The 21913-nt window shown below is 62.3% G+C and carries 16 protein-coding genes and 1 pseudogene; 8 read left to right on the top strand and 9 right to left on the bottom strand.

Annotation, left to right across the window (positions count from 1 at the left end):
- Position 1: 1 nt before the first annotated feature.
- The 6 genes and pseudogenes from gyrB to dnaA all read right to left on the bottom strand — a co-directional run bounded on the left by gyrB (position 2) and on the right by dnaA (position 8274).
- Complete coding sequence (gyrB, locus tag RM50_RS00335; protein ID WP_043448613.1) at positions 2-2089, bottom strand: DNA topoisomerase (ATP-hydrolyzing) subunit B; 2088 nt, start codon at positions 2087-2089, stop codon at positions 2-4.
- Between the two features lie 375 nt (positions 2090-2464).
- On the bottom strand, positions 2465-3019 hold the full coding sequence (locus tag RM50_RS00330; protein WP_043448611.1) for a DUF721 domain-containing protein: 555 nt from the start codon (positions 3017-3019) through the stop codon (positions 2465-2467).
- Positions 3009-4211, bottom strand: a complete 1203-nt coding sequence (gene recF, locus RM50_RS00325; protein ID WP_043448610.1) for a DNA replication/repair protein RecF — start codon at positions 4209-4211, stop codon at positions 3009-3011. The genes RM50_RS00330 and recF overlap by 11 nt, the downstream gene beginning before the upstream one ends.
- 44 nt (positions 4212-4255) lie before the next feature.
- A pseudogene (gene gnd, locus RM50_RS00320) lies at positions 4256-5158 on the bottom strand (phosphogluconate dehydrogenase (NAD(+)-dependent, decarboxylating)); the annotation flags it as partial.
- 31 nt (positions 5159-5189) lie between these two features.
- Positions 5190-6314 (bottom strand): DNA polymerase III subunit beta, encoded by a 1125-nt coding sequence (dnaN, locus tag RM50_RS00315; RefSeq protein ID WP_043448605.1) that lies wholly within the window; start codon positions 6312-6314, stop codon positions 5190-5192.
- A gap of 538 nt (positions 6315-6852) precedes the next feature.
- Positions 6853-8274, bottom strand: a complete 1422-nt coding sequence (gene dnaA, locus RM50_RS00310; protein ID WP_018769876.1) for a chromosomal replication initiator protein DnaA — start codon at positions 8272-8274, stop codon at positions 6853-6855.
- A gap of 468 nt (positions 8275-8742) precedes the next feature.
- Between dnaA and rpmH the strand changes: the two genes are divergently transcribed.
- The 8 genes from rpmH (at position 8743) to RM50_RS00275 (ending at position 14482) form a co-directional block, all read left to right on the top strand.
- Complete coding sequence (rpmH, locus tag RM50_RS20225; protein ID WP_003800212.1) at positions 8743-8880, top strand: 50S ribosomal protein L34; 138 nt, start codon at positions 8743-8745, stop codon at positions 8878-8880.
- A gap of 40 nt (positions 8881-8920) precedes the next feature.
- A complete protein-coding gene (gene rnpA / locus RM50_RS00305; protein WP_043448603.1) occupies positions 8921-9331 on the top strand; it encodes a ribonuclease P protein component in 411 nt (136 codons plus the stop codon).
- The gene (gene yidD / locus RM50_RS00300) at positions 9324-9716 is read left to right on the top strand and encodes a membrane protein insertion efficiency factor YidD (protein ID WP_043448601.1); all 393 of its coding nucleotides are present in this window, start codon (positions 9324-9326) and stop codon (positions 9714-9716) included. The genes rnpA and yidD overlap by 8 nt, the downstream gene beginning before the upstream one ends.
- A 15-nt stretch (positions 9717-9731) precedes the next feature.
- Entirely contained in the window at positions 9732-10703 is a 972-nt protein-coding gene (gene yidC, locus RM50_RS00295) for a membrane protein insertase YidC (protein ID WP_043448599.1), read from the top strand.
- Positions 10703-11269, top strand: a complete 567-nt coding sequence (locus tag RM50_RS00290; protein ID WP_043448597.1) for a protein jag — start codon at positions 10703-10705, stop codon at positions 11267-11269. Before yidC ends, RM50_RS00290 begins: the two co-directional genes overlap by 1 nt.
- Before the next feature lie 20 nt (positions 11270-11289).
- On the top strand, positions 11290-11940 hold the full coding sequence (gene rsmG, locus RM50_RS00285) for a 16S rRNA (guanine(527)-N(7))-methyltransferase RsmG (protein WP_043448594.1): 651 nt from the start codon (positions 11290-11292) through the stop codon (positions 11938-11940).
- A gap of 89 nt (positions 11941-12029) precedes the next feature.
- Positions 12030-13112 carry a ParA family protein gene (locus RM50_RS00280; protein WP_240471771.1) on the top strand — a complete coding sequence of 361 codons (1083 nt, stop codon included), beginning with the start codon at positions 12030-12032 and terminating at the stop codon, positions 13110-13112.
- Between the two features lie 65 nt (positions 13113-13177).
- Entirely contained in the window at positions 13178-14482 is a 1305-nt protein-coding gene (locus RM50_RS00275) for a ParB/RepB/Spo0J family partition protein (RefSeq protein WP_043448587.1), read from the top strand.
- Between the two features lie 4261 nt (positions 14483-18743).
- Here RM50_RS00275 and trxA read toward each other — a convergent pair.
- The 3 genes from trxA to RM50_RS00260 form a co-directional block, all read right to left on the bottom strand.
- A complete protein-coding gene (trxA, locus tag RM50_RS00270) occupies positions 18744-19070 on the bottom strand; it encodes a thioredoxin (protein WP_018762822.1) in 327 nt (108 codons plus the stop codon).
- Positions 19071-19106: 36 nt separating this feature from the next.
- Positions 19107-20063 carry a thioredoxin-disulfide reductase gene (gene trxB, locus RM50_RS00265; RefSeq protein ID WP_043448584.1) on the bottom strand — a complete coding sequence of 319 codons (957 nt, stop codon included), beginning with the start codon at positions 20061-20063 and terminating at the stop codon, positions 19107-19109.
- Positions 20064-20276: 213 nt separating this feature from the next.
- Positions 20277-21902, bottom strand: coding sequence for an ABC transporter substrate-binding protein (locus tag RM50_RS00260; RefSeq protein ID WP_043448581.1), 1626 nt, complete (start codon positions 21900-21902; stop codon positions 20277-20279).
- Positions 21903-21913: the final 11 nt, after the last annotated feature.

The following is a 21913-nucleotide window of genomic DNA, read 5'->3' as shown; positions in this document are numbered from 1 at the left end:
CTTAGATGTCCAGGAACCTGACGTCCTTGGCGTTCTGCTGGATGAAGTTGCGGCGTGACTCAACGTCCTCGCCCATCAGGACGGAGAAGATCTGATCGGCGGCCAGGGCATCGTCCATCGTGACCTGCAGCAGGGTGCGGCGGTCCGGATCCATCGTGGTGTCCCACAGTTCCGTGTAGTCCATTTCGCCCAGGCCCTTGTAGCGCTGGATGCCGTTGTCCTTCGGGATACGGCGGCCGGCGGCCTGGCCTGCCACCAGCTTGGCATCACGTTCGCGGTCGCTGTAGACGTAGTCGTGCGGAGCGTTCGACCATTTGATGCGGTAAAGCGGCGGCTGTGCGAGGTAGACGTAGCCGTTCTCAATGAGCGGCCGCATGTAGCGGAACAGCAGGGTCATCAGCAGCGTGGTGATGTGCTGGCCGTCCACGTCGGCGTCTGCCATGAGGACAATCTTGTGGTAGCGCAGCTTAGCCAGGTCAAAATCCTCGCCGATGCCGGTTCCGAAGGCCGTGATCATGGACTGGACTTCCGCGTTCCCCAGGGCCTTGTCCAGGCGGGCGCGCTCCACGTTCAGGATTTTCCCGCGCAGGGGCAGAATGGCCTGGGTCTCCGGGTTGCGGCCGCGTTTGGCGGAACCACCGGCGGAGTCACCCTCCACGATGTAGACCTCGCACTTTTCCGGGTTCTTCGATGAGCAGTCGGAAAGCTTTCCGGGCATGCCGAAGGACTCCAGCGGGCTCTTGCGCCGGGCGTTGTCGCGGGCTTTGCGCGCAGCCATCCTGGCCTGCGCGGCCGAGATCGCCTTGCGGATCACGTCCCGGGCGGGCCCGGGGTTGCGCTCCAGCCAGTCACCCAGACCGTCCGTGACCACCCGCTGGACGAAGCCCTTCACCTCGGAGTTGCCAAGTTTGGTCTTGGTCTGGCCTTCGAACTGTGGCTCGGCGAGCTTGACGGAGATGACGGCTGTCAGGCCCTCGCGGATGTCGTCACCCGTGAGGTTGTCGTCCTTCTCCTTGATGATGCCTTTCTCCCGGGCGTACCGGTTGATAAGGGACGTCAGGGCAGCGCGGAAACCTTCTTCGTGGGTGCCGCCCTCGTGCGTGTTGATGGTGTTGGCGTAGGTGTGCACGCTCTCGGAGTAGGCGCTGGTCCACTGCATGGCCATTTCCAGCGCGATGCGGCGCTCCGTGTCCTCGGTTTCGAAGGCGATGACGTCCTCGTGGACCACCTCCACCTTCTTGCCCGAGTTCAGGTGCTTGACGTAGTCCAGCAGGCCTTCGTCGTACTGGTACACCACGGTGCGGTGTTCAGCGCTGACTTCGCCCTCGGTGCTGAGGTCGTCGAGGTCCAGGTCACCGTCGTTGTTGTCAACAGCTGCCTCACGCTCGTCGGTCAGGGTGATGCGCAGGCCCTTGTTCAGGAACGCCATCTGCTGGAAGCGGGCACGCAGCGTTTCGAAGTCGAACTCGGTGGTTTCGAAGATGGCCGGATCCGGGTAGAAGGTCTGGCTGGTGCCGGTGGCATCCGTCTCCTCGCCCTTGACCAGGCTGCCCTGCGGCTTGCCGCCGTCGGCGAAGGACATCCGCCAGACATGGCCCTGCCGGCGCACTTCCGTGTCCACGCGGCTGGACAGGGCGTTGACCACGGAGATGCCCACACCGTGCAGGCCGCCGGACACGGCGTAACCGCCGCCGCCGAACTTGCCGCCGGCGTGCAGGATGGTCATGACTACTTCGACCGTGGGCTTGTGTTCGGTGGGGTGCATGTCCACCGGGATGCCGCGGCCGTCGTCCACCACTTTGACGCCGCCGTCGGCCTGCAGGACTACTTCGATGTGGCTGCAGTAGCCCGCCAGTGCCTCATCCACCGAGTTGTCCACCACTTCGTAGACCAGGTGGTGCAGACCGCGGGGGCCAGTGGAACCGATGTACATGCCGGGGCGCTTGCGGACAGCTTCAAGGCCTTCAAGGACGGTGATGTCGCTGGCGCCGTATTCGCGGGGGGTGACGGCCTCGGCGGGGGTATCAGGGGTGGGGCCATCCTCGACTGCGTTTTCTGCTGCCAGAATATCTGTATTGTCGTTAGCCACAGGCGCTGTCGACTCCTCTGTTCTCGATGGTGGCCGGCCGGTTCCTCTTCCCAGGGAAAAGCCACCCGCCAACAGGCACAAACTTATGGCGCCGGTGACTTGCTGACGGTCGGTGGTCCACACTCCGTGCGGAAACGCGCGGAGAACGGACCCAGTCAACGTCTCACCCGCGCCCAGTTATCTGTGTCAATTCTACCGCGAACACCCCCAGAACCCCGCATTCCAGGCCCGTGCGCAGCAGCGAACATGGCTGTGCGAGGCTCTTGGCCCGGCCTAGGGCGGCTTCGCGGTGGGCCCTCCGGGTGCCTATACACGCTCCGGGCCTTTCAGCGCTCTACACGCCGTTCGGCCGAGTTTCAAGAGCCGGCGTCCGGGCTATCCGTACGTGTCCCGTGGTCCACGGCCGTTGACGCTGCGTCCACCCTTGCGCCAGCTCGGTGCCGACGGACCCAAAACCTGGATGCTGGTCACCACTCCATCACCCAGTTCCCGGCGGAATTTCTCCAGCAGGCTGGTGCTCAAAAGCCTCAGCTGGGTGGCCCAGGCCGTGGAATCGCAACGTACATGCAGGGTGGTGTCGGTGAAACTCTCGGGCGTGCAGTGGGCGGAGATTTCCGGCCCCACCAGCGTGGCCCACTCGGCCATGACGGAACCCACCGCGACGGGCGAGGTCCAGCCCCGTTCCGCCACAAGCCGGCCGACGACCTTTCCCAGGCCCAGCGGATCCCTGCCGGTCGCGTGGAACTGGCTAAATCCGCGGGTGTCGCGGATGCTGCCTTTGGTCTTTTGCGAGCCGGGCCGTGCCACTTTCCGGCGCACCTCCCCACGCGCGGCGGCGGCCTCGCGCATCCGATTGAGGGCGGCCTGCGCGGCATCGATGTGGTCGGGCTCGCGGCCGGGCTGAAGCCCGCCGCCCTGCTCACTGCTCATCGATACCTCCCGGGATGACTTTCACCCGCCGCCCGGACAGCTCCTCCGGAATATCGGCGTCGACGGCGGCGGTCACCAGGACCTGTTCCGCGCCGGAGACTATTGCCGCCAGTTTACGCCGGCGCTGGACGTCCAGTTCGGCAAAGACGTCGTCCAGGATGAGGATGGGCGCGGACCCCCCGGTCCGGGCGTCGTCGAGCATGACGTAGTAGGAGGCGAGCCGGAGCGAGAGGCACATGGACCAGGTTTCCCCGTGCGAGGCGTAACCTTTCGCGGGTGCCTGGCCCAGCACCAGATCCAGCTCATCACGGTGGGGCCCGACGAGGGATATGCCCCGTTCCAGTTCCTTCTTCCGGGATTCAGCGAATGCCTTGACGTAGCGGTCCGTCAGTTGGTCCACCGACAACAGGCGCAAATCATCCTCCACGGCGGAAGCACCGACATCCGCGGGGCGCTGCCCTGGGCCGGGGACGCCGTCGTCGTCCATCTGGTTCTGAAGGGTTGACCGGTAGGTGGCGTCAGCGGGTTTGGACGCGTCGGTGAGCTGCGCATATGCCCGGGCAAGGTGCGGACGGAGCCGTTCCACCAGCTCCAACCGGGCGTGCAGCAGTTCGGCCCCGGCGCGCGCCATGTGCTGGTCCCATACATCCAGGGTCGATTCGTGCGCCGCTGTGAACCGTCCCGACCGGGCCGACTTCAACAAGGCGTTGCGCTGCTTGAGGACGCGGTCGTAGTCGCTGCGGGTGGCGGCATGGTGCGGGATAAGGCTGGCCAGCAGCTCGTCCAGGAACCGGCGGCGGTTGGAGGGGTCGCCCTTTACCAGGGCCAGGTCCTCCGGAGCGAAAAGGACAGTCTGGCAGATACCCAGCAGGTCGCGTGCGCGCACCGGGTTGCTGCGGTTGATGCGGCCACGGTTGGCCCGGCCCGCGTTGATTTCCAGTTCCAGGACTGTTGTCTGGCTGCCGCGGACAAGCCGCGCCCGGACCAGCGCCCGCTCGGTTCCGAACCGCAGCAGTGGGGCATCCGAACTGACCCGGTGCGAACTGAGGGTGGCCAGGTAGCCGATCGCTTCCATCAGGTTGGTCTTGCCGATGCCGTTGGATCCCACCAGGACGGTCACACCCGGGCCCAATGCGAGGTCCACCTGGGCGTAGCTGCGGAAGTCGGTCAGGGAGAGGTGTTCCAGATACACGTGGTTGTCGACAATTCTGGGGACGCTGCAGGTCCCCGCTGGTACTACTTGGCGGGACGGGTTGCGTGGCCACCGAACTGGTGGCGCAGCGCGGACACCATCTTCATGGCCGGCGAAGTGTCTTCGCGCGACGCGAAACGGGCGAAGAGCGCGGCCGTGATCGCCGGAGCCGGAACCGCGTTGGCGATTGCTTCCTCAACGGTCCACCGGCCCTCGCCGGAATCCTCCACGTAGTCGTCGATGGACGCGAGCCCCGGGTCCTCGTCGAGTGCCTTGACCATCAGGTCCAGCAGCCACGAGCGCACGACGGTGCCTTTTTGCCAGGCCCGAAAAGTGCCCGGAAGGTCGGTGACGATTTCTTTGGCTGCGAGCAGTTCGTACCCTTCGGCGTACGCCTGCATCAGGCCGTACTCGATGCCGTTGTGCACCATCTTGGCGTAGTGGCCGGCACCGATGCCGCCTACATGGACGAAGCTGTCGGCGCGTTCGCCCTCGGGGCGGAGCGCATCAAAGACCGGCAGGGCACGCTCAATGTCCGCGGCGTCACCGCCGGCCATCAGGCCATAGCCGTTCTGCAGGCCCCACACTCCGCCGGATACGCCGCAGTCGGCGAAACGGATGCCCTTGGCAGCCAGGAGTTCGCCGTGCTTCTGGTCTTCGGTGAACCGTGAGTTGCCGCCGTCGATCACCAAGTCGCCCGGCTCCAGCTTGTCGCTGAGCTCAGTGATCACGGCATCGGTGATGGCGCCGGAGGGAACCATTACCCAGATGATCCTGGGGGCAGGAACAGCGGCGATCAGTTCCTCAACGCTGGCTGCGTCGGTGACGTCGGGGTTCCGGTCATAGCCGGTGACTTCCACGCCGCCCTTGCGCAGGCGATCACGCATGTTGAATCCCATTTTGCCGAGGCCGATCAGTCCAATGTGCATCGTGGAACTCTTTTCTGCGCTAGTGGGGGAACGGGGTTGGCGATGGGAACTAGTTGGGAAGTCGGACCGGCATGACGAGGTAGCGGTAGTCGTCCTGGTCCTCGCCGTCCGCGTCCGCCTGGGCTGTGATCATGGCGGGTTTCGGGGCCGTGGTGAAGGAGAAGCGGACGAATTTCGTCTCGATGACGCTCAGGCCTTCGATCAGGTAATGAGGGTTGAACGCCACCGTGATGTCATCACCTGACAGCTGGGCTTCGAGCTCCTCCGACGCCTGGGCGTCCTCGCCGGTGCCGGCGTCCAGGTTCAGCAGGCCGTTGGTGAAGGCGAGCCGAACGGGGGTGTTGCGTTCGGCCACGAGGGACACGCGGCGCACCGCTTCGACCAGTTCCTGGGTCTGGACGGTGGCGTGGATGGGGGTGGATTCGGGGAAGAGCGACCGGATCTTGGGGTAGTCGCCGTCCACCAGCAGGGACGTGGTGGTGCGTCCCCCGCTTTCGAAGCCGATGAGGCGGCTGTCGTCGTCGGACAGGGCCAGATTGATGTCGCCGCTGTTGCCAAGGGTCTTGGCTACCTCGTTGAGGGTTTTTGCCTTGACCAGGGCGCTGGTGGAAATGCCCGGGGTGACCGGTTTCCACGGTACTTCGCGCATGGCAAGCCGGTAGCGGTCGGTGGCAAGCAGGGTGATCAGGTCATCCTCGATCTCCATGCGGACACCGGTGAGGATGGGAAGGGTGTCATCCTTGCTTGCCGCGATGATGACCTGGGAAACAGCCTGGGCAAAGGCGTCGCCGGGCACCGTTCCGCTGATGGCGGGCAACGCCGGCAGCGGAGGATATTCGGCTTCCGGCATGGTAGCCAGGTGGAAGCTGCTTCGACGGCAGGTGAGCGTGACTTTGTTGCCGTCGGTTTCGACGTCCACCGGTGCAGAGGGCAGGCTTCGGCAAATGTCCGCCAGCAGGCGCCCGGAAACCAGGATGGTGCCCTCGTCCCTGATGTCCGCCGCGATGTTCAGCCGCGCGGATGTTTCGTAGTCGAAGCTCGAGAGGCTGACGGTACCGGCTTCAGCTTTCAGCAGGAGGCCGGAGAGGACGGGCACGGGCGGCCGCGGAGACAACGAGCGGGCTGTCCAGGTGACGGCTTCTGCCAGGACGTCCCGATCGACTCTGAACTTCACGGAAGGGTGCCGCCTTTCATTACTGCTGCCATGTAGACCCGGGAATTCCGTACGGAAACTCCGGAAGAAGTTGGACGCACCCGGGGTGGTGCATGGTCCGTGGAGTTCGAAACCACACGAAAACCCAGGGATGGGAGCGCTGCTGACAGCTTAGCCGGAAGATCCGGGATTAACCCATCCCCGGGACCGGCCCCATCCCGTCCGGGGGCCGGCAGGCCCCGTCGCCAGGGAGTGCGGATCGATCTTGTTGTTTGAGGGATTTCAATTTTTTGGGATTCGTAGTGTTAATAACTGCTGTGGAAACTGTGGATAACCCTCTCCTGTCCCACGGATCCGCGGTTAAGCCCTGTTCATGGAGTGTGCGTTACCTGGGTTTTAAACAGGGTGTGGATGGGGACAACGCCAAGGCCGGTTTTTGACGATCCACAGACGGCTTAAGGGTTTTAAGCCCATTAACCGCGTTTGTCCCCTTAACTATCCACAGGCTTATCCACATGCCCCTGTTAATAAGGTATAGAGCGCGGGGTGCAGTGTGGATTCAGGAGTCCCGCTGCTGCTGCTTGATCCGGTTGGTCAGTTCGGTCACCTGGTTGTAGATCACACGGCGCTCGGCCATCAGCTCACGGATCTTCCGGTCTGCGTGGATAACGGTGGTGTGGTCCCGGCCGCCAAGTTCCTGCCCGATCTTGGGCAAGGACATGTCGGTCAGTTCCCGGCAGAGGTACATGGCGATCTGGCGGGCGGTGACCAGGGTCCGGGTACGGGACTTGCTGCAGAGCTCCTCCATGCTGAGCTTGAAGTAGTCAGCCGTCTGCTGGAGGATCTGGGCGGACGTGATCTCCTGGGCGCCGTCGTCCGTGATCAGGTCCTTGAGGACCATTTCTGCCAGCGCCACGTCCACGGGCTGCCGGTTGAGGCTGGCGAAGGCCGTGACGCGGATCAGGGCGCCTTCAAGTTCGCGGATGTTGCTGGAGATCTTCGAGGCGATGTACTCCAGGGCGTCATCCGGTGCCGAGAGTCCCTCGCTGAGCGCTTTCTTGCGCAGGATGGCAATACGGGTCTCGAGTTCCGGCGGCTGGATGTCAGTGAGCAGGCCCCACTCGAAGCGAGACTTCATCCGGTCCTCGAACCCTGCCAGCAGCTTTGGCGGCTGATCCGAGGTGATGACCACCTGCTTGTTGTTGTTGTGCAGCGAGTTGAACGTGTGGAAGAACTCCTCCAGCGTCCGGTCCTTGCCGGCCAGGAACTGGATGTCGTCGATCAGCAGGACGTCAACGTTGCGGTACGTGGTCTTGAAGCTGGCGCCTTCATCGTCGCGGATTGAGTTGATGAAGTCGTTGGTGAATTCCTCGGAGTTGACGTAGCGGACACGGATCCCGCTGTACAGCCGGCGTGCGTAGTGGCCGATCGCATGCAGGAGGTGGGTCTTGCCCAGTCCGGAATCGCCGTAGATGAACAGCGGGTTGTAGGCCTTTGCCGGAGCTTCGGCCACCGCGACGGCGGCGGCATGGGCAAAACGGTTCGAGGAGCCGATGACGAAGGTATCGAAAACGTACTTCGGGTTCAGCCGGCCAAATTCGTGGGACGTGCTGGGCAGCATGGGCTGCGGCTTCTGCTCGATCAGCTGGTCCGGTGCATAAGCAGGCTCGACGACGGGCTCGGGCTCTTCGTGGATGGGCACCAGGTCGGTGTCGACGTCGATGGCGCACCGGATGTCCTCGGAGAAGACGTTGTGCAGGGCATCGTCCAGGGCATCCTTCACCTGCGTCTGCAGCACTTCGCGGGTGAGCTCGTTGGGAACAGCCACCAGGAGCGTGGATCCGATGAGGCCCTGGGCCTGGGCGAGGATGACAAAGCCCCGCTGGCGCGGCGATACGCGGTGGTCCTGTTCCAGCAGGCTGACCACCCGGCGCCAGGAACTTCCGACAGTATTGGCGTGGTTGGCTTCGTCTACTGTCATCAATCGGTTCCCTCAAAACTTGCTATGCCTGCATTGCCTGGCAGCCCAAGTCCGGGACCAGGGTGCTGGCCCAACTTAATCCACAGGGTTATGCACAGTCCGTGGATAATCGGCTACTGGGACACTCTAGGGGATGAAAAGCCCAGAAGATAGCTGGCCTGTTGGCTGTGGATAATTACACGGTTGTGGTTCTGAAACCACCCCTGTGAGCCACTTCATCCACAGGCTGTTGGGGATACTTAGGCACAGCTGGGGACAGCTGCGCGAGGGCCGTCCGGTTTGACTCGGGGCAGCGGATTGCCCTAACGTTGTGAAGTCCTTTGTGTCCGCTTTTTGGCCCCATCCGAACTCTCCAGGCAGTACGCCTGGGAAGCCGGGGCAGGCGTGCATATACAAAACTTAGCGTCGGCCAGTTCTTCCCCATTACTGATCGGGTGGGCGCACCTTTGATCCACTGGAGTAACTAACGTGAGCAAGCGGACTTTTCAGCCGAATAACCGCCGTCGAGCCAAGAAGCACGGCTTCCGCCTTCGTATGCGTACCCGTGCCGGCCGTGCCATCCTGGCAGCCCGTCGTGGCAAGGGCCGCACCGAACTGTCGGCCTAAATAACTGGCTTGTCGGTAGACATCCCTTTGCGAGTTTAAGGTGCTGGCCGCCCGCAACCGCCTGAGGACCTCAACCGATTTTTCAACAACTGTACGTTCCGGTGTCCGCAATGGGCGCCGGAACGTAGTGTTATATGCGGCAGCCATTGCTGCCGACGAACCCAGCCGGATCGGGTTCATTGTTTCCAAAAGTGTAGGGAACGCCGTGGTCAGGAACCTCGTTAAGAGGAGACTGAGAGAAGCAGGTGCTGCCTCGCTGCGCGAGCACGGTACGGGACTGGCCATCGTGGTGCGGGCGCTTCCTGCGTCCGCGTCCGCCAGCTGGGACCAACTGCTGTCGGACTATAACGCTGCACTGGAATCGACGCTGAACCGGCTCGCCGGCCGCACCCCACGGGTGGCGGCCAAAGGTTCGGCCGGTACAACACAGGAGGGGACAACGCGTGCCTAACGCCACCGCCGTCGTCACCCGTTTCCGCAACGTACCTGCCGCCGTCGGGAGGTTCCTCTGGAACCTGCCCCGCAACATCCTCATTCTCCTGCTGATGGCCTACCGCAAGGTGGTTTCGCCCTTGTACGGCCAGGTCTGCAGGTTTTTCCCTTCATGCTCGGCCTATGCCCTTGAAGCAGTGACCGTCCACGGGGCCGTCAAGGGAAGCTGGCTCGCGCTCCGGCGCCTTGCGCACTGCCACCCATGGAACGCCGGCGGAGTGGACCACGTCCCCGCCGGCCGCCGGGAATGGCCTGCAGGCCAGACCCCCACAATTGTTGTGCTGAACAATCCGGACCGGTACCTGGTTGCTCGGACTGATGAAGAAGGCCGCAGTGCGGCCTGACGAATAGGGATAAGTATGGACTTCTTTGGAACAATCATGGCCCCGTTCAAGTGGCTGGTTTCCATCATCATGATTGGATTCCACGATGGCTTGAGCGCCATCGGGATGCCCGCCGCGAACGGCTGGACCTGGACTTTGTCCATCATCGGGCTGGTGCTGGTGATCCGTGCCGCCCTGATCCCGGTGTTCGTCAAGCAGATCAAGGCCCAGCGGGGCATGCAGCTGCTGCAGCCCGACCTGAAGAAGCTCCAGGACAAGTACAAGGGCAAGACCGACCAGCTGTCCCGCCAGGCCATGGCGCAGGAACAGATGGCCATGTACAAGAAGCACGGCACCAACCCGTTCTCGGCCTGCCTGCCCATGCTGATCCAGATGCCGTTCTTCTTCGCCCTGTTCCAGGTCCTCTCCGGCATCTCGGCCGCCAAGGACCAGGGCGCCGGCATTGGGGCCATGAGCCATGAGCAGGTTGTGGAATTCGACGCGTCCAGCATCTTTGGCGCCCCGCTGTCCGCTTCCCTGCTGCACGGCGGGGGCGGTGGCGGCCAGGTTGCCGTGGTGGTGCTTTCGATCGTGATGATCCTGGCCATGACGGCTTCGCAGTTCATCACCCAGAAGCAGATCATGGCCAAGAACATGTCCGAAGAGGCCATGGCCAGCCCGTTCATGCGCCAGCAGAAGATGATGCTGTACATCCTGCCCATCGTCTTCGGTGTGGGCGGCATCAACTTCCCCATTGGTGTCCTGATCTACTGGACCACCACCAACCTCTGGACCATGGGCCAGCAGTTCTTCGTCATCCGCCGCATGCCGACGCCGGGATCCCCCGCAGCAAAGGCCCTCGCCGAACGCCGTGCCGCCAAGGGCCTGCCGGCACTGTCCGTCCTCAGCGGCAAGCGGGATGACGCAGCCGACGCCGCCGCGGCTGCCGCAGTTGAGATCAAGGGACAGCGCGTCCAGCCCCAGCGCAAGAACAGGAAGAAGAAGTAATGTCAGCCGAGAGCACCGAACACGCCTTTTCTGAAGAGCTCGAAGATCAGGACGCTCCCGTGAATGAGGACGCCTCCCCTGCCGCCAAGGCTTCCGCTGCCAGCCGCCTCGAGGAAGAGGGCGATGTGGCCGCGGATTACCTGGAGGAGCTGCTGGACATTGCCGACATCGACGGCGATATCGACATTGAGGTCCGCAATGGCCGGACCTACATCTCCATCGTTGCCGATGAGGAAGCCGAAGGGCTTGATGGCCTGGTGGGCGAAGACGGCGAGGTCCTTGAGGCCCTCCAGGAACTCACCCGGCTGGCAGTCCTGTCTGCCACGGAGAACCGCTCCCGGCTGGTGCTGGACATCAACGGGTACCGCCAGGAACGCACCGGACATCTGCAGAAGATCGCCGAGGACGCCGCGGCATCCGTCAAGGAGACCGGCAAGTCCGTGGCCCTGGAGCCCATGAGTGCCTACGAACGCAAGATCGTGCACGACGCCGTCGCGGACCTTGGCCTGGTCAGCGAGTCCGAGGGCGAAGGCGCCGGACGCCACATTGTTGTTTCCGCCGACTAGAGATTGCTGGCCCTATAACCATGGTTGACATCACGGCAGCAGAGCTTCGCGCTGCTGAGAAGATCTTCGGCGACCGCCTGGAACTGGCCAAGCGCTACGTGGAGCACCTTGCCACGTCCGGGACGGAACGCGGCCTGATTGGTCCGCGCGAGGTTCCCCGGCTCTGGAGCCGCCACGTGCTCAATTGTGCCGTCATCGAAAGCGAGATCCCGCAGGGAAGCCACGTCGCCGACGTCGGCAGCGGTGCGGGCCTGCCGGGCCTGTGCCTGGCCATCGCCCGTCCCGACCTTGAACTGACGCTCATCGAGCCGCTCGAACGACGGGTCATCTGGCTCCAGGAAGTGGTGGATGACCTTGGACTGGACAATGTCACGGTGATGCGTACCCGGGCTGAGCTTGCTGTGGGACAGGTGGAGGCCGACGTCGTCACGGCCCGGGCAGTCTCTGCCCTGACCAATCTTGCCGGCCTCACCATCCCGCTTCTGGGCGGCCACGGGGAAGTCGTGGCCATCAAGGGCCGCAGCGCCGGCGAGGAAATCGAGAAGGCGGCCAAGACCATCCGAAAGCTGGGAGGCGTCGAGACCACGGTGCTGACGGTTGGCGACAGCCTCCTTGAGGAGCCCACTACGGTGGTCCGCATCGTGGTGAACAAGTCCCAAAAGAAGTCCTGACCCCGGGCCCGCTGACGGCTGTCAGCAGGCCGGAGCGGTTAGGCTAGACACGGCAGCAAAATTGGCTGAACGAGAGTGAGTGTGCCCCAGTGACCAGTAGTGAAGCCTCCGCACAACGGATCCCGCCGTTTGTGTCTTTGGGGTCGGCACGTTCTGTCGCTGGATCCGGGCTGGCCGGTCCGGCCATGGTTCCCGGACGGGGGGCCAATCACCCCAAAACGGTTGCTGGCCCTGGTGGCAGTAACGCAGTTTCACGTGAAACAACCTCTTCCGGTCGGTCAAACGTGATTGATGCGATCGATGATTCAAGCCCGATCGCGCGGGAGCTGGCGCATGAGACAAAGCGCCGGGAGCGCCTCATGGGCCGCCAATTGCCCCGGCCCGAAAAGACCCGGATCTTCACTGTTTCCAACCAGAAGGGCGGGGTGGGCAAGACCACCACCACGGTGAATATTGCCGCCGCCCTGGCAGCGGCCGGCCTGAACGTCATGGTCATCGATATCGATCCGCAGGGGAACGCTTCCACAGCGTTGGGCATTGAACACCATGCCGACGTGGACAGTATTTATGATGTGCTGATCAACGACGTCCCGCTGGCCGACGTCGTGGCTCCCTGCCCCGACATCGGAAAGCTTATCTGTGCTCCGGCCACCATCCATCTTGCCGGTGCGGAGATTGAGCTGGTATCACTCGTTGCCCGCGAGCAGCGGCTTCGCCGCGCCATCGACGTTTATGCGAAGGCACGCGAGAAAAACGGCGAAGAACGCCTGGACTACGTCTTTATCGACTGCCCGCCCAGCCTTGGCCTGCTGACAGTGAACGCCTTCTGTGCCGCCAGCGAGGTACTCATTCCCATCCAGTGTGAGTACTACGCGCTGGAAGGCCTGAGCCAGCTGCTGAAAAACATCGAGATGATCCAGAAGCACCTGAATGCTGACCTCGTTGTTTCCACTATCCTCCTGACCATGTACGACGGCCGCACCAACCTGGCGGCCCAGGTCGCCGCCGAGGTGCGCCAGCACTTCCCGGAACAAGTGCTCTCTGCCGTAGTTCCACGCTCGGTCCGGATTTCCGAAGCTCCCAGCTACCAGCAGACCGTCATGACCTATGACCCGTCATCAAGTGGTGCACTGTCCTACCTGGAAGCCGCCGCTGAAATAGCGGAACGCTAGAATCTTCAATACCGCAACGCATGGAGTCAGGCTGGTCCTGGCTCTACCACTGGAGGGATTTACCCATGAGCGAGAAGCGACGGGGCCTAGGCCGCGGTCTTGGCGCGTTGATTCCAAGTTCTGCCGCAGCCGGTGGGTCTGCCAACGGTGGGACGGTCTCCCGGCCTGTGGATCTGTTCTTCCCGGAGGGCCGGCGGAAGACCGACGCTTCGGAAGAAACTACCGTGGCACGTACTGCACCTGCGCAGGGTAAAGAAGCCGGTGCCGCCGAGGCGCGGGAAACGGCCCCCAAGTCAGCAACCTCAAAGCCTGCATCAGGGAAGGCAAGTGAGGACAAGAAATCCACTCCTGCGGCCCCTGCAAAGAAGGCTCCTGCCAGGAAGACTCCTGCAGCCAACTCCAAGACGGCGTCCGAGGCCTCCCCCGATGTTGTGGAAACTCCGGAGGTCGGGCCGGGTGCAGCACCAGGAGCCCAAAGCGAAACGGCCGATGACGTCGCAGCAGCTGCCCCTGCAGAAACCTCCGACGATTCCGGCGTGGAACTGGTGGAAGTCCCCGGCGCGCGTTTTGCGGAAATTCCCGTCGCGGATATTCATCCCAACCGGAAACAGCCCCGGAATGTCTTCGATGAAGATGATATGGCCGAGCTGGTACACTCCGTCCGCGAAATCGGCGTCCTCCAGCCCATTGTGGTCCGGACATCAACTGAATCCGGTAGTGAACCTTACGAACTCGTTATGGGTGAGCGCAGGTGGCGTGCCGTTCAGGCAGCCGGGCTGGATACCATCCCCGCTATCATCCGCGATACCACGGATGACGACCTGCTCCGGGACGCACTGCTTGAGAACCTTCACCGCAGCCAACTGAACCCCTTGGAAGAAGCTGCTGCGTACCAGCAACTCCTGGAGGACTTCGGAACCACCCATGAGCAGTTGGCGGACCGTATCGGGCGCTCCCGGCCTCAGGTGTCCAACACCCTGCGCCTGCTGAAGCTGCCGCCGCTGGTCCAGCGCCGTGTAGCTGCGGGAGTACTGTCTGCGGGCCACGCGAGGGCGCTTCTTGCCCTTCCTGACGCTGCCGCCATGGAACGCCTTGCACAGAGGATCGTAGCTGAGGGAATGTCCGTTCGCGCCACCGAGGAAGCAGTAACTCTTTACCAGGACCCTGCCAAGCCGGCGAAGAACAACATTCCGCGGCCCGGCGCCCGGCACGAGCGCCTGGATTACCTTGCTTCTTCCCTTTCTGACCGTTTGGACACCAACGTGAAGATCTCCCTTGGTGTCCGTAAAGGCAAGGTCAGCATCGAGTTCGCGAGTGTTGAGGACTTGAACCGGATTATGGACGTACTGGCCCCCGGCTCAACCAATTGATTCTTCAGCTCCCGTAGGCCCCCTTCTAAGCGAAGGGGGCCTTTTCTTTGCAATCGACGATGATTGGCTCGTTCAGTCAGATCTCCTGAGTGTTGGGATCGGCCCTGATGGGCCAAACCGGCACTATGCGTCCGTCCGCGGTCCCTCAACTTGTTCCAGTTCCTGTTTCGTTCTTGCATCCTCAGCGCCACAGCGCCGATGTCGGGGCGGTTCCTATCTAGTGTGACAATAGTGATTTGCCGCTGTTGTGCGGCTGCTGGGAAGATTTCCGCCGTCGTCTTGTGAGGTCTATCTGGCATTGGGTGGTTGTACGGGATGAGATTGTTGGCCGTTTCACGTGAAACACCCTGATAGTTGCGGTTTGGGTCGTACGAATGGGGAGCGCGGAGACGCTCAACCTCTCGCGATATTTTGTCGGGCCTCGGCCCTCGACCCTCATAAAAGATGGCCTTCTGCTGTAGTTTCGATAGGCAGCCGCTATTTCACATCCCGATCCAGCACGTCTGAAAACCGCTGCGGTGGTACTGCGCACGGTGCCTTCGTTCGTGAATTGGCTTCTGTACGTCGCCCCTTTTGTAAGGTGTATTCAGGGCGTCTGTGATCAAGGAAAGTGGTGTGTGGTTGTCCTGCTGGAGCGAAAGATGAGTTGCCGGACCATCCCGTTGAAGACACTAAAATGTGGAAACCGGCGAGCGGCCAATGCTCGGATGTATATGCGCCCAAAGGTGTGGACTATTGGTTACCGCGCTCCCCCAAGAGTCATGACTCGTTCCGCTGTCATTCTGGGACCTATTATCGGCGCATGAGACGTGCGATGAGGCATCGCGAGTTCGATAACCCAGGTCTTCCCCTGGCTGGCAGGGTCCCTCTCACCGCACACTAAGGTGTTTCCGCTCGGTGCCAATCCGAGCGTCCGGTGTTGTTTGCCTGGAGCTGCCAACAATGCTGATTGGCGCCTGAGCGTGGTTCACGAATCTGTTTCCCGCCCGGCAGGAGTTCTGAGATCATACTTGGGACGGCCTCGCTTGATGCGGCGTGTTTCACGTGAAACACGTCGCCAACCCCAGGGCTTGGAAGCACACTTGGCAGAGACCGCGACTGGCAGACACCGCGGCGTGCCACGTGAAACGCGCTCCAAGTAACTGGGCGAGCACGTACTCACAACAGATGTGTTTCACGTGAAACAAGTGCTTTTGCTGCCTGGACATCCGTACTGGGTTACGGGCCGTATGAGATCTGATGGTGCTAATACCCCAGGACTGTGAGGAATTGGTCGCCACCTACGCGTGCTGCTCTTCCTTCTCAAGGAGACGCCAGCAGGGGGATGCAAGCGGGCACTATAAGAAGCGAGCTGCAGTACGATCCACCGTATTGCGCGTGAAGGTCAAGAGTCGAGGCTGAGTAGGGGGAAGGTCCGCCATTCTCTCTCTTGACCCATGCAGTTCCACCGGCGTCGAGGCTGTGGGTCGAAGCAGCGGTCGATGCCAGGCATTCCATCGGGAGTGGGATATGTCCGTGCCGCTGACTCCAAGCCTGCGCCGCTCTCTTCAAGCAATTGCTCAAAGCGGGACGCTGGCCACTCGGTCCTCCCCCGCGGTGCTCAGCCTGGCGGCAGTTGCTCCTTTGTTCCTCCTACCGCTAGGGGGACTGTCGCCAGAGTCGGACCACTGATACTTCCGCCCAGCAAGGGGATGACCAGATCACCTGCCGTGGAGCACTCGCGGTTGCGCATGCGCAAGGCTGGCCTTCACCCGAGCAGGTGCAGGGTCCTACGCTCGTCTGTTCCACATGGCCTTCCCGGCCGCAGAAACCAGTGTCGGTGCCCCGAGCCCAGGTGGAACGCTTTGAACCGTGCATGTCTGATCTAGCTGTCGGAGCCTGGGATATGGCTGACGATCTACCTGGGACGGCTCCTGCCAGGGCCCGTCTTCGAGAGTCCGCAATATCGGGTGCCTCGGGCCGGTGGTGCGCTGCGGATGACCTGAATGTTGTGGATCACCATCCACAGGGACAGCTGTTCACCGGTGGATATAGCTGTGGATAACTTTGTGGATAGAAGCTGTGCGATGGGTGCCGTCTGCTGGTTCGGTGAGCTCGCCGCATGTCTTGATAAGAGCCAGCGGTACCACGGGTCTACTGCGTACGGGCGGCTCTTTGACATTGTTTCACGTGAAACGCAGGCAGCCACCCGAGGCGGGACCGGAATATGGCTAATGATCACCCGTATTTAGTCACCTTACCGCCTCTTTGCCCCGTAGTGCACTCCACTTGTCATCTCGATCCCTCGGACGGCAGGGAAGCGGTCCTGTTGATTCTAGTGCCGCGCCAACTCCCTCCACTCGTCCGTAGCTGGACGCACACCTCCGGGCCTGTGGATATTGCTGTGGATACCAGGGCGCCACGCTGTGGATAACTTTGTGGACAAGTAGGAGGAGGTCCGACTGCCTTACCAATGCGAAGGGAACATCGCCCACCCATCCGCACCCGCTTTGGTCCTTTCACAGACTGAACTGGCGTCGGTCTTGGCGTCCTCACTTGGGTCGCGATCCGGAAGGTCATTCAATAGTCCGGCCGCGCCGTTCCGCCGACGCAGCAGGCTCGGCGGGCATCGCGCAGGTCTGGTGCACCAGGCCAGGACAGGAGCAGCCGGCCCTCGAGCTTCGGTTATGGGCGCACGTGCCCCACGTATCAGTCCCTGGTAGGAGGCCGTCGGATCCCTGATGCAGGACGTTTCACCTGATGCTTACCCCCGACCGTTCGTGGGTGGTATCGAAGGCTGCGGCTGGGAACTCACGCCGCGCCTCCGTGGGTCGCCAAGCCTCCCTCGTTTCTCCGGGATGTTTCACGTGAAACGAGCCGATCACATTCATCAGTAGTTTTAGAAAGCCAGGTGCGCCGCCTGCAACCTATATGCATGTCCCCGTGGCACAGCTCGGGGTGGTTATCTGCAAAGTCTCGAGGACTGCAGCTAAACAGAGCGCATTGGGTAACGAATATGTAGAAGCTGACGGGCAAACCAGCGCGCTGCTGCGATGCGCCGGAGCCCGCAGAACCCTAGGCTGAATTCCGGCCGCCGCGCGCAAAGGCCGTATCTGGAGATGGGATGTCAGGGGTATGGGTGTAACTAGCCGAGCGAGCCCCAGGGGCGGGGGCCAGCTGCCGAACCCTGACACAGGCCTGCAAGACTCCTGGCCTTTGCCGCAGGATGTACGTCAGCGGGAACGGGTCTGCTCGCTAGTACTTAGTACCGGCGGCATCGGCTTGCTTCGCCTCGGCTTCCCAGATGAAACTGCAAAGTATCTCGTCGGCAGATGGCGCTAGACCGTCTAAGGCCCGCACGCTCAGATAGTGGTCCTAGGACACACCTGTGTGTGCAACGGTAATGTTTGGCGTAAGGCAAAGCGGAGATCCGGCTCAACGATGTTCGCAATGCGCTCACGTTGCAGGCGACAGAAAGTGCGGACTACCCGCCCGGTAGATTCGTTACGGCAGCTTCACACGGTTCCGTGGGCTAGCGGATTCCCGTACGGTGCCTCGGGGTTTGTTTGCTCCTGATCAAAGCCTGGGCTGGAAGGTGAAGGGGCAATCGGGTCCTGCCACTTCTGTTTCGAGCATCGACCGCCGTGACCGTAACCTATTGCATAGACCCACGGCATGGTTTCACGTGAAACGGACTTGTGGCAGACCATCTGTTCGCCCAGCCCTCTGCGGATGCAGGGAAGCTGGCAAAATCCGCCACCGGTGCACGGATAATCAAATCGGGTCATCTTCTGATGGCTAGTTCCATCGGCAGTGACACGTATAGGAACTACCGTTGAGATGCGCGAGTGGATTAGTGCGGGGGTACGTGTGCACCCAAGGACACTCGTGCGTGTGGCCCGAAGTACCTGAAGAAGGAATGCCCCTACGTCTGACCAGACGTTACTGGCGGGGATCTTGTGAAGCTGTTCCCCCATAGAGGAGTGAGAGCTGGGACCGGCACTCGTTCTCGTGACCAGCATCCGATCACATGCAGAAATCGAAGCGAGTTGCAGGCCTTAGTCACCGTCTACTTGGGGTTCCTTCCCGAGATCCAGCACAACGTTTCACGTGAAACACGACCAACAGCAGGCGTAGCGGCGGCAACATGAGCTCCCCTTCCCAGGCCAACAGCCGCCCATTACGGCAGCGCCCACTGTCACCGGTCATCGCAAACGAAAAATGGCCACCGCCCGAAGGCGATGGCCATTTCAAAAAGATAGGCGCGCTTTAGGGACGCGTATCAGGAAAGGACGTCGGAGAATTCCTTCTCAAAGAACTGCTTCGGCTTCGCACCGATGACGGTGCTCTTCACCTCGCCGCCCTGGAAGAGGTAAACAGCAGGAATGGAAGTAATTCCGTATTCAGCAGCGATTGCCGGGTTGTCGTCAACGTTGACCTTGACGACGTCGACTTTTTCGCTGTACTCAACTGAAATCTCATCCAGGATGGGTCCCAGCTTGCGGCAGGGACCACACCATTCAGCCCAGAAATCAACAATTACCGGCTTCTCAGATGAGAGTACATCGGTACCGAAACTTGCATCGGTTACATCTTTGGCGTTGCTCATAGCCTTATCTCTTTCTCTTCGGATACAGGGGGCAGACTATTCCGGCAGGTCGGCCAGATAGTGTTCAACATCGATGGCCGCGACGCAGCCGGAACCGGATGCGGTGATGGCCTGGCGGTAGGTGGGGTCCACAACATCGCCGGCGGCAAAGACGCCAGGAACGCTTGTCCTCGAGCTTCTCCCCTCCACCGCGATGGTTCCTTCCGGCGTTAGCTCGAGGACGTCCTTCACCAGGTCGGTACGGGGATCGTTGCCAATGGCGACAAAGACGCCGGTCACGGCCAGGTCAGACACCGAACCGTCCAGCAGGTTCTTTACCCGCAAACCCGTGACTTTGTCCTCGCCGAGAACATCCTCCACCGCGCTGTTCCACACAAAGTTGATCTTCTCGTGTGCCAGTGCCCGGTCGGCCATGATCTTTGAGGCCCGCAGCGAATCGCGCCGGTGGACCACTGTCACAGACTTGGCGAACTTCGTGAGGAACAGGGCCTCCTCCATCGCGGAGTCGCCGCCACCAATGACGGCGATGTCCTGGTCCTTGAAAAAGAAACCGTCGCAGGTTGCACACCAGCTGACGCCATGGCCTGACAGCCGCTTCTCATTCGGCAAACCGAGTTCCCGGTAAGCGGAACCAGTGGAGAGGATGACAACCTTGGCCCTGAAGCTCTCCCCCGTGCCGATGGTGACGGTTTTGACCGGGCCCTGCAGATCCAGCGCGGTGACATCCTCAAACTGGATTTCCGTGCCGAAGCGTGCGGCCTGCTTCTCGAAGTTTTCCATCAGGTCCGGACCCATGATTCCGTCCGGGAATCCGGGATAGTTCTCTACGTCGGTGGTGTTCATAAGTTCACCGCCGGCGGTGACAGATCCTGCCAAGAGCAAAGGGTTGAGGTTAGCCCTGGCGGTGTAGACGGCCGCCGTATAACCCGCGGGGCCTGAGCCCACAATGATCACGTCGCGTACGTCGGACGCCGTCTTTTCTTCGATGGTCACTGGACCGTGAACCTCTTCCTTGTTCGACTCGCCTCCGTGTAGAGGCCGGCCACATGGCACAACTGTGTCCGCGTGCTGAATATTCCAGCGCCCGGACGGGGTGAACCTGCAGGCAGGACAGAGGACCAGCCGCTGCGGACGCTCATCCCAGAGTACATTCCGGGCGCTGCAGCATTGACTCCGGCGGTAACACGCGAAGCGGGAAGGGTTGGCTTACTGGACCTTGATCTCGGCGAGCCGGATGCCGTAACCGTAGCGGGTCTTCGGAGCCGCCAGCTTGGGCAGCGAATTGATCGAGACAATCACGTACTGGGCCTGGACCGGTTCAGCGAGGGGCACGTTCAAGTCGGTGGACGTGAAGCTGTTGGTTCCCACGGTCTTGGCACCATCCAGCGACGGACGGTCGTTGGTGTAGACCGTAATGTTGCCGCCGGATCCTCCCAGCTGGGAGAGCGTGATGGAGGAGATGGTGGCCTTGTTCTTCAGCTTTACAACCAGGGGGACACCCTGCGGTGCCAGGCCGCCCCAGTTCTCCGTGGCGAATTCCATGTCGGACCAGTAGCTGGCCGCGTTGCCGTCGTATGCCTTTACCAGGTCACCGTCGAAGGTGGCTGCGAAGTCGAAGTTCCCCTGCCGGCTGATGCTCTCAATGGACGGCGGGACAACCGGCGGGGCCGAAGGTGCCGCCTGGCTTGCAGACCCGGAGGGCTGCGGCGCGGTGGTGCTGGCGGGGGCAGACGACTTTGCCTGCGGTTCCGACGTGAAGAGGCTTCCGAGGTTGGTGACGGCGAAAATGAGGCCTGCGATCAGCACCACGGCGAGGAGCCCGCCCACCAGCCAACGCATGGATCGGGGCTGGTCCCGGGATTTGTCGTCGTCATCGTCGTAGTCGTCGCGGTCCGCGAAGGAAACTCCGGCAGCGGCGGGAGCAGCCGCCCGGGCGAAGAGGGCGGACTTGCCCTTCAGCGGTGTGGACTTCTCCGGGGCGTCATCCGCGTCGTCGTACTGGTCATGCTGCCCGGACTGGGCATAGTCATCGTTGGACCAGAGGGAAACCTTTGGTGTTCCCTGGTCAACGGAGGGCTGGGCCTGCGTGGCAGCGGCCGCGGTATCGTTCGGGCCGGTGTCCGCCTCCGCCGAACTTGCCCGGGCGGTCTGGGGACGGCTATCGGTGACAGGTTGCGCGGCCGTGGCGTCGGGATCGATTCGGGAGGCGCCGGCACCGGTACCAGCGGAAGAAGCGCCGGCGGCAGAAGCGGCGGCGGCGGCAGCACCGGCAGCCCCCGCCGCGGCTGCGCCGTTGCGGCCGGTGGAAGCGGGTTGCTGGGTGGCTGGCCGGACAGGAGGCCGAGGCGGCACAGCCGGTGCTGAACGGTAGGGATCCACCTGGCTGGGGTGGGAATCGGCGTAATTGATGTAGCCGGCCTCGACGTGGTCCTCTTCGTCGTACGGCTCGGGCTCATGAGAACGGGGCTGGCCAAAGATCTCGCTGCCCAGGGTGTCGGTGAAGAACGGTTCGACGTAGGGCGGATTGGGCGCCACGACCAGGTCCAGCAGGTCGGCGGCGGCTGTGTGGTTGGTGATGAGGTAGGTGGCATCCTCGGTGACGCCGAGGTCCAGGACCTGCATGGTGCCCGGACGCTCGCCGGTGGCCACTTCGCGGGCACTCTGCGCCACCTGCTCCGTGTTCTCCGGTCCGGCGACCAGGATGCTGACCGGGCGGTTGAGGACCTGATCCACCCCGTCCAGCACCAGATCGTGGTCATGCGAGGCCAACACTGTGGCGGTGACCTTGTAGCGGCCGCCCAGTACTGATCCGACATCGATCGGGTTGGACACGTGTTCCTCCT

The organism is Pseudarthrobacter phenanthrenivorans, assembly GCF_000813845.1.
Lineage (GTDB): Bacteria > Actinomycetota > Actinomycetes > Actinomycetales > Micrococcaceae > Arthrobacter > Arthrobacter phenanthrenivorans_B.
This window is presented reverse-complemented; position numbering and strand designations above follow the sequence as displayed.

What these genes read in the sequence shown, in the direction of transcription:
- RM50_RS00330 (WP_043448611.1), bottom strand. Translation starts at nt 3,019, where the DNA reads ATGAGCAGTGAGCAGGGCGGCGGGCTTCAGCCCGGCCGCGAGCCCGAC.
- RM50_RS00275 (WP_043448587.1), top strand. Translation starts at nt 13,178, where the DNA reads ATGAGCGAGAAGCGACGGGGCCTAGGCCGCGGTCTTGGCGCGTTGATT.
- rsmG (WP_043448594.1), top strand. Translation starts at nt 11,290, where the DNA reads ATGGTTGACATCACGGCAGCAGAGCTTCGCGCTGCTGAGAAGATCTTC.
- dnaA (WP_018769876.1), bottom strand. Translation starts at nt 8,274, where the DNA reads ATGACAGTAGACGAAGCCAACCACGCCAATACTGTCGGAAGTTCCTGG.
- yidC (WP_043448599.1), top strand. Translation starts at nt 9,732, where the DNA reads ATGGACTTCTTTGGAACAATCATGGCCCCGTTCAAGTGGCTGGTTTCC.
- trxA (WP_018762822.1), bottom strand. Translation starts at nt 19,070, where the DNA reads ATGAGCAACGCCAAAGATGTAACCGATGCAAGTTTCGGTACCGATGTA.
- RM50_RS00290 (WP_043448597.1), top strand. Translation starts at nt 10,703, where the DNA reads ATGTCAGCCGAGAGCACCGAACACGCCTTTTCTGAAGAGCTCGAAGAT.